Source organism: Clostridium sardiniense (assembly GCF_050584765.1).
Classification (GTDB): domain Bacteria; phylum Bacillota; class Clostridia; order Clostridiales; family Clostridiaceae; genus Clostridium; species Clostridium sardiniense_A.
This window is the reverse complement of sequence record NZ_JBNOOR010000002.1, coordinates 155,476-169,130: the sequence shown is the minus strand read 5'-3', so window position 1 is coordinate 169,130 and position 13,655 is coordinate 155,476. Positions and strand designations below refer to the sequence as shown.

General features: G+C 31.3%; 12 protein-coding genes. 11 read left to right on the top strand and 1 reads right to left on the bottom strand.

Annotated features, from left to right (window positions below; genetic code table 11):
• Window positions 1-259 precede the first annotated feature (259 nt).
• The 3 genes from ACQPUW_RS10450 (at window position 260) to ACQPUW_RS10440 (ending at window position 1,137) form a co-directional block, all read left to right on the top strand.
• On the top strand, window positions 260-412 hold the full coding sequence (locus ACQPUW_RS10450) for a zinc-ribbon domain-containing protein (protein ID WP_204596204.1): 153 nt from the start codon (window positions 260-262) through the stop codon (window positions 410-412).
• A gap of 202 nt (window positions 413-614) precedes the next feature.
• Window positions 615-767, top strand: a complete 153-nt coding sequence (locus tag ACQPUW_RS10445; protein ID WP_204596205.1) for a zinc-ribbon domain-containing protein — start codon at window positions 615-617, stop codon at window positions 765-767.
• A 217-nt stretch (window positions 768-984) separates the two neighbouring features.
• Window positions 985-1,137 (top strand): zinc-ribbon domain-containing protein, encoded by a 153-nt coding sequence (locus ACQPUW_RS10440; protein WP_204596206.1) that lies wholly within the window; start codon window positions 985-987, stop codon window positions 1,135-1,137.
• Between the two features lie 71 nt (window positions 1,138-1,208).
• Here ACQPUW_RS10440 and ACQPUW_RS10435 read toward each other — a convergent pair whose 3' ends face one another.
• Window positions 1,209-2,411: a CapA family protein gene (locus ACQPUW_RS10435; protein WP_430837432.1), complete on the bottom strand. Its 1,203-nt coding sequence runs from the start codon at window positions 2,409-2,411 to the stop codon at window positions 1,209-1,211.
• Between the two features lie 352 nt (window positions 2,412-2,763).
• On the opposite strand from ACQPUW_RS10435, the gene ACQPUW_RS10430 reads away from it, so the two are divergent.
• From ACQPUW_RS10430 to aroC, 8 genes are all read left to right on the top strand, one after another.
• Window positions 2,764-3,306: an NADH peroxidase gene (locus tag ACQPUW_RS10430; protein ID WP_430837431.1), complete on the top strand. Its 543-nt coding sequence runs from the start codon at window positions 2,764-2,766 to the stop codon at window positions 3,304-3,306.
• 179 nt (window positions 3,307-3,485) lie between these two features.
• Entirely contained in the window at window positions 3,486-4,610 is a 1,125-nt protein-coding gene (locus ACQPUW_RS10425; protein WP_430837430.1) for a glycosyltransferase, read from the top strand.
• Between the two features lie 82 nt (window positions 4,611-4,692).
• Window positions 4,693-6,870, top strand: coding sequence for a DNRLRE domain-containing protein (locus ACQPUW_RS10420; protein WP_430837429.1), 2,178 nt, complete (start codon window positions 4,693-4,695; stop codon window positions 6,868-6,870).
• Window positions 6,871-7,095: 225 nt separating this feature from the next.
• Window positions 7,096-8,526 carry a cardiolipin synthase gene (gene cls / locus ACQPUW_RS10415; protein WP_430837428.1) on the top strand — a complete coding sequence of 477 codons (1,431 nt, stop codon included), beginning with the start codon at window positions 7,096-7,098 and terminating at the stop codon, window positions 8,524-8,526.
• A gap of 594 nt (window positions 8,527-9,120) precedes the next feature.
• Window positions 9,121-10,134: a 3-deoxy-7-phosphoheptulonate synthase gene (gene aroF, locus ACQPUW_RS10410; protein ID WP_430837426.1), complete on the top strand. Its 1,014-nt coding sequence runs from the start codon at window positions 9,121-9,123 to the stop codon at window positions 10,132-10,134.
• Window positions 10,135-10,224: 90 nt separating this feature from the next.
• Entirely contained in the window at window positions 10,225-11,289 is a 1,065-nt protein-coding gene (gene aroB / locus ACQPUW_RS10405) for a 3-dehydroquinate synthase (protein ID WP_430837425.1), read from the top strand.
• A gap of 15 nt (window positions 11,290-11,304) precedes the next feature.
• On the top strand, window positions 11,305-12,594 hold the full coding sequence (gene aroA / locus ACQPUW_RS10400) for a 3-phosphoshikimate 1-carboxyvinyltransferase (RefSeq protein ID WP_430837424.1): 1,290 nt from the start codon (window positions 11,305-11,307) through the stop codon (window positions 12,592-12,594).
• On the top strand, window positions 12,572-13,651 hold the full coding sequence (gene aroC, locus ACQPUW_RS10395; protein WP_430837423.1) for a chorismate synthase: 1,080 nt from the start codon (window positions 12,572-12,574) through the stop codon (window positions 13,649-13,651). Before aroA ends, aroC begins: the two co-directional genes overlap by 23 nt.
• Window positions 13,652-13,655: the final 4 nt, after the last annotated feature.

The window sequence follows — 13,655 nt, the reverse complement described above, 5'->3', positions numbered from 1 at the left end:
TTCGTAGATGCTCTGAAATGAGCTTATGAGATAGCAGAAATTTTTAATAAAACAAACAAATGGCAAGAGATTTAGCTATAATTAAATAGAACTTTAAAATTTTTAGAATTTTTTAAAAATACTTGCAATTAATTGAAGTATCTGTTATTATAAGAGAGTAGCAATACAAAATAAAATAAATTAAAGATAATTAGATTATAACTTTCTCCTATTAGAGAATTTATAAGTTTTAATGAAGTCTTTAACAGGAGGAATTAGAATGGATAAAACATTAGTATGTAAAGATTGCGGTCAAGAGTTCATCTTCTCAGAAGGAGAACAAGCGTTCTACAAAGAAAAAGGATTCGATAACGAACCAGTAAGATGCCAAGATTGCAGAAGAGCAAGAAAGCAACAAAGAAACAACAGATAGTTTCTTAAAATAAAGAGATGTATGTAATGTACATCTCTTTTTTTATTAAAATTTATAAAAATACTTGATTTTTAAATAGATATTTGATAAAATGAAATAGTAGAAATACAAAAAAATTATAAATTAAAGATAATTAGATTATAACTTTCTCCTTTTAGAGAATTTATAAGTATTAATTAGGTCTTTAACAGGAGGAATTAGAATGGATAAAACATTAGTATGTAAAGATTGCGGTAAGGAATTCATCTTCTCAGAAGGAGAACAAGCATTCTACAAAGAAAAAGGATTCGATAACGAACCAGTAAGATGCCCAGACTGCAGAAGAGCTAGAAAGCAACAAAGAAACAACAGATAGTTTCTTGAAATAAGAGGAGCATAGATTATATCTATGCTCCTTTCTATATTTACCAAAAAAGTGTTAAATTTTATTAAAATACTTGATTTATTAAAACGTTTTTGGTACTATGAAATGGTAGAAATACAAAAAAATGATTAAAGATAGTTAAGTTATAATTTTCTCCTTTTAGAGAATTTATAAGTTTTAATGAAGTCTTTAAACAGGAGGAATTAGAATGGATAAAACAATAGTATGTAAAGATTGCGGTAAGGAATTCATCTTCTCAGAAGGAGAGCAAGCATTCTACAAAGAAAAAGGATTCGATAACGAACCAGTAAGATGCCCAGACTGCAGAAGAGCTAGAAAACAACAAAGAAACAACAGATAATTTCTGCTTTCTAAAAAAGACTATAGATCAATCTATAGTCTTTTTTGTTTGCCTTTAAAACTTATAAATTTTTATGAGCTTTTTGGAAGCTTAAAATAAGAATCGCTTATAGAACCTTTAAGGGTAGGTGATAAGCTATTTATATAATTCAAAATTGTTTTTCCTTTTTCACCAGTGGCTACAGTTGGAATATAATCGTTCTTATTTGATACTGATGATATAGTAGCTGGAATAACTTTATATTCAATATCCTTAAGAGTATCCCCTTCAAAGTTAAACTTTGATTGAAGAATAAATGTTCTTTTATCTGCAGGATTAGAATTTCCACCGAAACAGAAATTAGATAGAGAGTATGCAATAAGCTTTCCTTTATAATTTTCAATTGTCTGAATTACATGAGGGTGTGAACCAAGAACCATTGAGGCACCAGAGTCAATAGCGAAGTGTGCTAAATCAATTTGGTATTCTGATGGTTTACTATCTTTCTCTATTCCCCAGTGAAAATATGGAATAATAACTTGTGTTCCTTTATCTTTAAGAGTTTTTATATCTTTAGATATTTGATCTTTAATTTTTTGTCCATTATCCCAAGCTTGATAACCTAAAAAACCAAATTTGATACCCTTAATTTCCTTTTCTATCACATATCCTTCACCAGTTATATCAACTTTATTGTTTTTTAAAGTATTAATAGTATCATTAAATCCTTCCTTACCATAATCATATATGTGGTTATTTGCAACAGTGACACCTTCTATAGAAGATGAAGTTAAAATTTTTGCAAATTCAGATGGACCTTTAAAATGAAATTGGATTGCATGTCCTTTATCTAATTTATTAGTACTATTAGTAAATGTAGTCTCTAAATTAACAAGAGTATAATCATCATTTTCAAAGATATCTTTTACATTTTTAAGAAGATAAGAATAATTATTTCCAGATGCGCTAACTGCTGCTGGAAGGCTAGTTGATTTATCAAAGGAAGTATCTGTACCTAAAGTAAAATCACCTGCTGCTGTAAGTAATATTTCTTCCTTTTTAGGTGGAGTTTCTTCCTTTTTAGGAGTTTCAGCTTGAGGTGTAGTTTTAGAGTTATCTTCAGTGGATTTAGGAGTTTTTGAGGAAGTATAATTATGTATAATGTAGCCTATTCCTCCTATCATTATAAATAATAATCCAAAGAATAGAATTCTATTTCTTAGAATTCTTCTTTTTTTAATCTGTTTTTTCCTATATAATTGCTTTTTTGAATTGGATCTTTTTTTGTTATCCATATATATGTAATACCTCCATAAAATATATTCAATAATATAATACATCAAATTTTGTTATAAATATACATATAGCTCATAGAAACTAAAATAATAGATAAAATAGACATTAAATATGAATTTATATTTTTAAATTACATAAATAAAAATATTGAAATATGGGTATTATTTAAAGGTGCATAATTTAGGCAAGAATAAAATTAAAAAAATTATAAAAAAAGTGTTTACAACGGATAATTATTATTATATAATAATGATTATAGAAGAACAAAACAAACCAAAACAAAGTTTAATAAATTAGAATTTTAAAAAGTTAAATATAAAAAATGTGTGTAAGAAAGAGGAGAGATTAAATATGAAAAAATTTGTATGTTTAGTATGTGGATATATTCATGAAGGAGAAACTGCACCAGAAAAATGCCCAGTATGTGGAGTAGGTGCTGATAAATTTAAGGAACAAGTTGGAGAAATGGCTTGGGCTGACGAGCACAGAATCGGAGCTGGAAAAGACGTAGATCCAAGAGTTGTAGAAGGATTACAAGCAAACTTTATGGGAGAATGTACAGAAGTTGGAATGTACCTTGCAATGTCAAGACAAGCTGATAGAGAAGGATTCCCAGAAGTAGCTGAAGCATATAAGAGAATTGCTTTTGAAGAAGCAGAACACGCTGCAAAATTTGCGGAACTTTTAGGAGAGGTTGTTGATGCTGATACAAAGACAAACTTACAAAAGAGAGTAGATGCAGAATTTGGAGCTTGCCAAGGAAAGAAAGATTTAGCAACTTTAGCTAAACAATTAAACTTAGATGCAATCCATGACACAGTACATGAAATGTGTAAAGATGAAGCTAGACATGGTAGAGCATTTAAAGGATTATTAGATAGATACTTCGCTTAATATTCACGAATATAGCTTACGTAAAATACCTAGAGAATTAAATTCTCTAGGTATTTTTTATTATATTCTAATATTATTAATTAAAAAGATTGTTTTAGCTTGAGGTTATAATCACCATTATAAAATACACCTATACAATATAATAGGTAAAATTATAGTTTTGTAGAGGTGAAGTTTAGATGATAAGCATAAGTTTATGCATGATAGTAAAAGATGAAGAAAAAACATTAGGAAGATGCTTAGGTGGTATCAATGATGTTGTGGATGAAATTATAATTGTAGATACAGGTTCTACAGATAATACAAAGGAAATAGCAAAATCATTTGGATGTAAAATATATGACTTTAAGTGGGAAGATAATTTTGAAAAAGCGAGAAATTATGCATTTAGTAAAGCGAGTAAAGAATATATAATGTGGCTTGATGCTGATGACTTTATTGATGAAGAAAATATAAATATGTTAATTGACTTGAAAGAAAATTTAGATAATAGTGTTGACTCTGTAATGATGAATTATTCACTAGTTAGAGATTCAGAGGGAAAGACAACTTATTCCCTTAAAAGAAATAGATTAGTTAAAAGAGCAAATAATTATAAATGGGTTGGAAAAGTTCATGAGTTTTTGAATGTTTATGGAAATATAATTCAAAGTGATATAACAATAAATCATGACAAACAAAAAGCTCATACTAATAGAAATTTTTTAATATTTAGTGGAATGGAAGAAAGAGGAGAAAAATTTACAACAAGAGATCTTTTCTATTATGCAAATGAACTTTATGATAATGGATTATATGATGATGCCATAAAAAAATATAGGGAAGTTTTATCAAAAGAGGATTTATGGTCAGAGGATTTTAAAAGAGGAACTATAAATTTAGTTAGAGTCCTTAATATATCTGGTGGAAATGATGATGAAAAAATAGAATTAATTTTTAATTCTTTTAAGAAATATTCTCCAAATAGTGAGATGCTTTGTTTACTTGCAGAGTGTTTTAAGGGGAAAGGTATGTATGATGAAGGAGTAATTTATCTAAAGGCTGCAATGAACCTAGATGAAGATAAAAAAAATATGGGATTCAATAATAATATATATTCAACATGGTTTCCAGCACTAGAGCTTTGTGTATACTATTCAACTATCGGAGATATAGAAAAGTCCTATTATTATAATGAATTAGCGAACTTATATTCAGCACCAAAAGATAAGATTGAGTATAATAGAAAATATTTAACTCAAGAAATGGAGAGAAGAAATTTAAAAGCTAAGAAGTTAAAGACAATATTAAGCTGGGATATATAAAAATGTCAAAAATTCACCTTTTATGATAGCAAAGTGAAAATTTAAGAATATAATGTAATGACTATTAAAAGGCGGTGATTTTTTGAGCGATAAAAATATTAAGACCAAAGATGATACTTTTATTTCCTCTAGTTACCCAGATAAGAATTTTTCAAAAGAAAAGGTTCTTGTAGTTTCAAAAGGTGATGAGGACGATTGTAAATGTGAATATGACAATTCTCTTATGAAATTTGATTTAAGAGAATGCTTATGTGGATGTAAGGTTTCAGAAGCTGAACTTAAGCTTTATGTAAAAAAGGTTAATTCATGTAAAGATAAAGGAATATTCATTGATATTTTATATAATTTAGATGATTATGATGTTTGTGATGTTAATTATAAAAATGCTCCTAAAGCTAAATTATTTAGAAAAAATATATTTATTGACGATAAGTGTGAAGGCAGATATATAAGTATTGATATATCTGAACTTGTTAAGTCATGGATAAGAGGGAAAATTAAAAATAATGGTATAACAATAATAGCATCTTTAAAAGAAGAAGGTGAGATTGTATTCATATCTTCAAGAGGACATAGTGGACCAACACTAAGTGTAAAATGTAAAGATGAATGCAAAATTTGTCCACCAGGACCTAGGGGACCAAGAGGACCGGAAGGATCACAAGGGCCAATGGGATGCAAAGGTGAAGTTGGACCAAGGGGACCACAAGGGCCAAGAGGGGAAGAAGGACCGGAAGGACCGGAAGGACCGATGGGACCAGTAGGACCTATGGGTAATAGAGGACTACAAGGAGTAACAGGACCAACAGGACCAAGAGGACCAATAGGACCAAAAGGAGAAATGGGATTAGAAGGGCCAACAGGACCAAAAGGGCCAACAGGACCAACAGGACCAACAGGACCAAGAGGGCCACAAGGTGTTCAAGGTGAAATGGGAGAACAAGGAGAAGAAGGACCAGAAGGACCAAGGGGACCAGAGGGACCTAGAGGAGAAGAAGGACCAAAGGGATCTAGAGGAGAGCAAGGACCACAAGGTCCACAAGGAGAAGTAGGAGAAGAAGGACCAGAAGGACCAGAGGGACCAATGGGTCCAACAGGGCCAAGAGGACCAAAAGGTGAGAGAGGGGAAACAGGAGCAACAGGACCAACGGGACCAAGGGGACCACAAGGACCAAGAGGTGAGCAAGGAGAACCAGGAGATGAAGGACCGGAAGGACCAAAGGGAGAACAAGGACCAGAAGGGCTACAAGGTTTAACAGGACCTAGAGGATTACAAGGGCCAATGGGACCAGAGGGACCAATGGGACCAGAAGGGGAAGAAGGACCAGAGGGACCAATGGGACCAGAAGGACCAACGGGACCAATGGGGCCAAGAGGACCGATGGGACCAGAAGGACCAGAAGGACCAGAAGGACCAGAAGGGCCAGAAGGACCAATGGGACCGGAAGGACCAGAAGGGCCAGAAGGACCAGAAGGACCAGAAGGACCAAGAGGACCAGAGGGACCAAAAGGTGATACAGGAAAAATGGGACCAATGGGACCGATGGGACCAGTAGGACCAATGGGACCAAGGGGAATTGAAGGAGAAGAAGGACCAGAAGGACCAGAAGGACCAGAAGGGCCAGAAGGACCAGAAGGACCAATGGGACCATGTGGACCAAAAGGTGATACAGGAAAAATGGGACCAATGGGACCGATGGGACCAGTAGGACCAATGGGACCAAGGGGAATTGAAGGAGAAGAAGGACCAGAAGGACCAGAAGGACCAGAAGGACCAATGGGACCATGTGGACCAATGGGGCCAAGAGGACCAGAAGGACCAAGAGGGCCAAAGGGTGATTGTGGATCTTCAGTAACTGATGAAAATGCTTATATAGTATCAAATTCTTGTCAAATGATTTCAAGTAAAGCTGAAATTCCATTAGCAAATAATGTAACTATAAATGGTGATTCTATAAAGCATAAAGAAGGATGTTCTGATATAAGAGTAGAAGAAGGGACTTATTTAATTAACTTTGGTGCAACTGTATCAGGAGAGAGTTGCGCTCTTGCAGAATTGAAACTATGCGTAGGTGGAGAAACTTTCAGTATAGCAGCAGGAGATATAGTAAAGAGTGGAACCTTTGTAAATCTTTCAGGTACAGCAGTAGTAAATGTTTCAGATTGTGACTGCGAGGATGTAGCTATAGAGCTTATAAATGGAAGCAAGTGTTCCTTAAAATTCTGTTTAACTAAAATAACAATAGTAAAATTAGCATAGTAATATAAGATAAGGTATAGGATGGAGGTTCTATACCTTATCTTTTTATAAGTTGTACAAACCATTAATAATTAATATTACTTTTACAAAGTTAGAGAAGTATTTAATTGCGTAGCTATTTAAAAGGTAATATAATTAAGAAATAAAATATGTAAAAAGGGAAAGAATATACAAAATGATGAAAGAAATCACAAATAAAAGTAATTATAAAGAGGGGGTGCTTATATGAGTTTATTTGTATTTATAACAATTTTAGTTTTATTATTAAATACTATTCTAGCTTTTTCTTTAATATTTATAGAAAGAAAAGATCCTACAACAACATGGGCATGGCTTTTGATTTTTTTAGTATTACCCGGTATTGGATTTATAATTTATATAATACTTGGACAAAACTTTAGTAGACAAAAGTTATTTAGAGGGAAGATTATAAATGATGTTCATAAGAAGAAAGAAATGAATGAAATTTTAAATGATAATAGTGGCCATGATGGTGGGGAACAATTCTTAGATCTTAGAAAGATGAACTATAACAATAGCGGTGCAAGATATACCATAGGAAATGAAATTGATATTTATGTAAATGGTGAAGATAAGTTTAAAGCATTATTAGAGGATATAAAAAATGCCAAGAAGTATATCCATATTGAATATTATATTTTTAGAAAGGACTTTATAGGAGCTAAAGTGATTGAAGCACTTGAAGAAAGATTAGCTCATGGGGTTGAGGTTAGGCTATTAGTTGATAGTATGGGATCATATACTGTGACTAAAAAGAAACTTAAGAAATTTCTAGAGCTTGGTGGACAGTTTGCAATATTTTTCCCAGGTATGCTTCCACATGTAAATACTCGTGTAAATTATAGAAACCATAGAAAAATAGTAGTTATTGATGGTAAATATGGTTATGTAGGGGGATTTAATGTTGGAGATGAGTACATAAATAGAGATAAGAAGATAGGATTTTGGAGAGATACTCATATAAGAATAAAAGGAAATGCAGTTAATGATTTAAATGAAAGATTCCTTTTGGATTGGTGTTATGCATCAGAAGAAGATATAGAAGACTTTAGCAAGTTTATGCTTGAAAAAGAATATAAAGAAGGGGATGTTGGAGTTCAAATAGTAACAAGTGGACCTGACCACAATGAAGAGTATATTAAAAATGCATATCTTAAAATGATTAATAATGCCAAGAAAAATGTATACTTAACATCACCATACTTTATACCAGATGAGCCAATCCTTGAAGCTATAAGAATATCAGCATTATCAGGTGTAGATGTTAGAATACTTGTACCAGGAAAGCCAGATCATAAGTTTATGAAATGGGCAGCAGATTCATACATCGGAGAACTTTTAAAGGCTGGAGCGAGAGTATATTATTATGAAAATGGATTTATTCATGCTAAAACTTTAGTTGTAGATAGTTCTGTTGTAAGTATTGGAACAGCTAATATGGATATGAGAAGTTTTTATTTAAATTTTGAGGTTAATGCATTCATTTTTGATGAAAATGAATCAAAAATATGTGAAGAGCAATTTATGAAAGATTTACAGGAATCAACTGAAGTTAAATTAGAACATTTTGTAAATAGACCAAGAGGACAAAAGATAATGGAATCTATAGTAAGATTACTTGCCCCAATCCTTTAGTAATAATTAAAGTGATAAGATAAGAAATTAATAGATTTTGTTATATAAACGGAATATTTAAATTACTATATTAATAATATTAGGATTAATATAGTAATTTAAAAACCTAATTATTTATTAAAATTATTTTATTTATAGAAATTAGATAAAATAATTAAAAAATTAGTGACGATAATATGGAAATATGGTAAAATCATTTTTAAATACTAAAAATGAAATAAATATAATTATGGAGGAATATTATGAAAGGATTAATCAAAGAATTAAGAGCAAAATCTTATAGCTTTTTTTACTTTAGCTTCTGGGGCTTTTATTATGGCGCTGGCTATTTGTTTTGCACAAAAAAATATAATTCTTTGATATGAGTAATTAAGTTTATACTACTTTTATAATGTTTTCATAAATACGTTAGATTTAGAGCTCATAGATTGGGCTCTTTTTTTATACAATAAATAAGGTTAAGAAGTTGTATTAAAGGGCAATTTGAAAGAAAAGCAATAATATATTATAAATTAATATTTAATTTTAGATACTTATATTAATTTATTTAAAGTATTTCTATGATACAACTTCAAATATAAAGGGGGCTTAAATATGATAGTAATTTTAAAACCAAAAACAAAAAAAGAGGAAATTGAAAAGCTAACGCAGCAATTAGAAAATAAGGGGGTATCAGTTAATCCTGTAATAGGAAAAGATCTTATTATACTAGGACTTGTTGGGGATACTAGTAAACTTGATCCTACTCAAATTGAGGCAAATAGGAATGTAGAAAGAGTAATGCATGTTCAAGAGCCTTTTAAGAAAGCTAATAGAATGTTTCATCCAGATAAAACAATAGTTAATGTAAATGGAGTAGAAATTGGTGGAGATAAATTAGCTATGATAGCAGGGCCATGTTCAGTAGAAAGTGAATCTCAAATAACAGAGATTGCAAAAGAAGTTAAAGAACTTGGGGCGAATTTTTTAAGGGGCGGAGCTTTTAAGCCAAGAACATCACCATATAGCTTCCAAGGTCTTAAATATGATGGACTTGAACTTTTAAAGCTTGCAAGAGAAAAGACAGATCTTCCAATAGTTACAGAAATAATGTCACCTTATGATGTTGAGGTTTTTAATAGAGATGTTGATGTTATACAAGTTGGGGCAAGAAATATGCAAAATTTTGATCTTTTAAAGGAGCTTGGACAAACTAGAAAACCAATACTTTTAAAGAGAGGTTTATCTGCAACTATTGAAGAGCTACTTATGAGTGCAGAATATATTATGGCTGGTGGTAATAATAATGTAATTTTATGTGAAAGAGGTATAAGAACTTTTGAAACTTATACAAGAAATACATTAGATTTAAGTGCCATACCTGCAATTAAGAAGTTGAGTCATTTGCCAGTAGTTGTTGATCCAAGTCATGCAACAGGAAAATGGTGGATGGTAGAGCCTTTAGCTAAGGCAGCTGTTGCAATTGGAGCAGATGGTCTTATAATTGAGGTTCATAATGATCCTGCAAATGCTCTTTGTGATGGACAGCAATCCATAAAACCTGATGTTTATGGTAAACTATTAGAAGAACTTAGACCTATTGCAAATGCAGTGGGAAGAGTTTTATAATTTTACAATAACAATTAACTATTTATAGCTACTAAAAATACTAACTATAAATAGTTAATTTAAAACTGTAATTTGAAATGAGGTTTTACTGTGAAAGAATTATTAGTTAATTTAGGAGAAAACTCCTATAACATAGAGATAGAGAAAGGACTTATAAAAGACACTCTAAAGAGAATAAGAAAAGTATTTAATGGAGAAAAGATATTTATAATTACAGATAAAAATGTGGATAAATATTATGGTGATATAGTACTTACCTCTCTTAAAGAAGGTGGATTTATTGTAGAGAAATATGCAATAGAACCAGGGGAAGAGAGTAAGTCATTTGAGACACTTCCAGAAGTTTATGAAAAGTTACTTGATTTTAAGTTAACGAGAAAAGATTTAATCATAACTTTAGGTGGAGGAGTTGTTGGAGACCTTGGAGGATTTGTAGCATCAACATTCTTAAGAGGTGTATCCTTTGTTCAAATTCCAACTTCACTATTATCTCAAGTTGATAGTAGTGTTGGTGGTAAGGTTGGAGTGGACCTTCCTAGAGGAAAGAACTTAGTTGGAAGCTTCTATCAACCAAAGAGAGTGTTAATTGACCCAAATGTTCTAGATACTTTAGATGAGAAATTCTATAAAGATGGTATGGGTGAAGTTATAAAGTATGGATGTATTAGAGATAAAGATTTATTTAATCTTTTAAATAGTTTAAATAGTAGAGAAGAAGTAATGGAGTATATAGAAGATATTATATATACATGCTGCAATATTAAAAGAATCATCGTAGAGAGAGATGAGAAAGATCTTGGAGAGAGAATGATTTTAAACTTTGGTCATACTCTAGGTCATGCAATTGAAAAATATTATGGTTTCTCAGAATTTACCCATGGAGAAGGTGTAGCTATTGGAATGTATTTAATTACAAAACTTGCAGAGAATAAGGGATTAGTAAAGAAAGAGTTCTCAGAGGATATTAAAAATATTTTAGTTAGATATGGTCTTCCATTTGAAGTGGAGTTAGCAGATAAAGACGCTATAATTGAAACAATATCTTTAGATAAAAAGAACATGGGTAGTAGACTTAAAGTGATTATCATGAAAGAAATAGGTAATGCAGAAATTTATGATACTACAATAGATTTCTTTAGACAGAACTTTAGATAAAAGGAGACACGTGTAATGGGAAGTCTTAAAATATATAACAATAAGTTAGAGGGAGTAGCTAAGATTCCTCCTTCAAAAAGTATGGCACATAGGGCAGTTATATGTGCAGCACTTAGCAAAGATAAAAGTATAATAACAAATATAGATTTATCAGATGATATAATTGCAACAATAGATGGAATGAGAGCTTTAGGAGCTAAAATAGAAATAAGGGATCAAGTTCTAGAGATAATAGGATTAGATATAAATGAGGATTTTTCTACAGAAAGAGTTATAGATTGTAATGAATCAGGATCTACTTTAAGATTTCTTGTTCCGATAGCTTCATTAAGTAATTCTAATAATAGATTTATAGGAAGAGGAAATCTTGGAAAGAGACCTTTAGATATTTATTATAATATTTTTAAAGAGCAAGGTATTAATTACTCATATAAAGAGAGTGAATTAGATCTTAAAACTAAAGGAAAGTTAGTTTCAGGAGAATTTGAAGTGTTAGGTAATATAAGCTCACAATTTATAACAGGACTTATGTTTACACTGCCGCTTTTAGAGGGTGATTCTAAGATAATTATAAAAGGACCACTTGAATCGAAGGGATATATAGATTTAACTCTAAAAGCACTAGCTGACTTTGGAGTAAAGATAGAAAATAATGATTATAAAGAGTTTATTATAAAAGGAAATCAAAGCTATATAGGAAGAGAATATAGAGTTGAGGGAGATTACTCACAGGGTGCATTTTTCTTATGTGCAGATGCTTTAGGAAATAAAGTTGTATGCAAAGATTTAGATAATAATTCTCTCCAAGGTGATCGAGAAGTTATAGAAATATTAGAGAGAATGGGAGTTTACTTTAATAGAAATGAAGATGGAATAATTGGAGTTTCAAAGAGTTTAGAAGGAACTATTATAGATGCAAAAGGATGCCCTGATATAATTCCTATACTTTCAGTAGTTGCAAGTCTTTCAGAGGGAAAGACAGAAATTATAAATGCAAAGAGACTTAGAATAAAAGAATGTGATAGACTTAGTGCAATTAATTTAGAGCTATCAAAGCTAGGTGCTAAGATTGAAGAAAAAGAAGATGGATTAATAATTTACGGTATAGATGAATTTAAAGGCGGAGTAAATGTATGGAGCCATAAAGACCATAGAATTGCTATGATGCTAGCTATCGCAGCTACAAGATGCAAGGAAGAGATAATATTAGAAGATTATGAATGTGTATCTAAATCATATCCAAGTTTCTTTGAAGATTTTAAAATGTTAGGAGGAAGAGTAGATGAGTGGAATTTGGGGGAATAATTTAAAAATATCTATTTTTGGAGAATCCCATGGCGTAGGTATTGGACTTACAATAGATGGTCTTCCTTCAGGCTTTCAAATTGATTTAGAAAGAATAAATTATGAGATGGAGAGAAGAGCACCAGGTAGAAATAATTTATCAACTGCAAGAAAAGAAGGAGATAAAATTGAAATTCTAAGTGGACTATTTGAAGGAAAGACAACAGGTACTCCTCTTTGTGGAATGATAAGAAATAGTGATAAAAGATCTAAAGATTATAGCAAACTTAAAAGTTTAATGAGACCAGGTCACGCAGATTACACTGGTAATATAAGATATGATGGATTTAATGATTATAGAGGTGGTGGACATTTCTCAGGAAGAATTACAGCGCCACTTGTATTTGGTGGAGCTATATGTAAGCAAATCTTAGAATCTTATGGAATAAAGATAGTATCCCATATAAAGAGTATTGGATCTATAGAAGATGAATCATTTAATCTAGTAAATGTTAGTAATGAATTAATAGAAGAATTACCTAAGATGGAGCTTCCACTTATAAATAAAGCTTTAGATAATGATATAAGAAATGAGATATTATCTGCAAAATCAGAAGGAGACTCTGTAGGTGGTATTATAGAATGTGCAATTGTAAATATAGATGCAGGGATTGGTAATCCGTTCTTTGATTCAGTGGAGTCAACTCTAGCTCATCTATTATTTTCAGTTCCGGCTGTTAAAGGTGTTGAATTTGGTGAAGGATTTAATATAACAAAGCTTAGAGGTTCAGAAGCTAATGATGAGTTTTATTATGATGGAGATAAGGTTAAAACAAGAAGCAATAATAATGGTGGAATACTTGGAGGTATTACAAGTGGAATGCCAGTAATATTTAGAGTAGCTATAAAGCCAACAGCCTCTATATTAAAGAAACAAAATACTATTAATATAGATGAGAAGAGAAATGAAGAGTTAAATATTGAAGGAAGACATGATCCGTGTATAGTACAAAGAGCAGTACCTGTTATAGAAAGTGTTGCTGCAATTGGAATTTTAGAACTTTTGAAAGGAAGATAGAAAA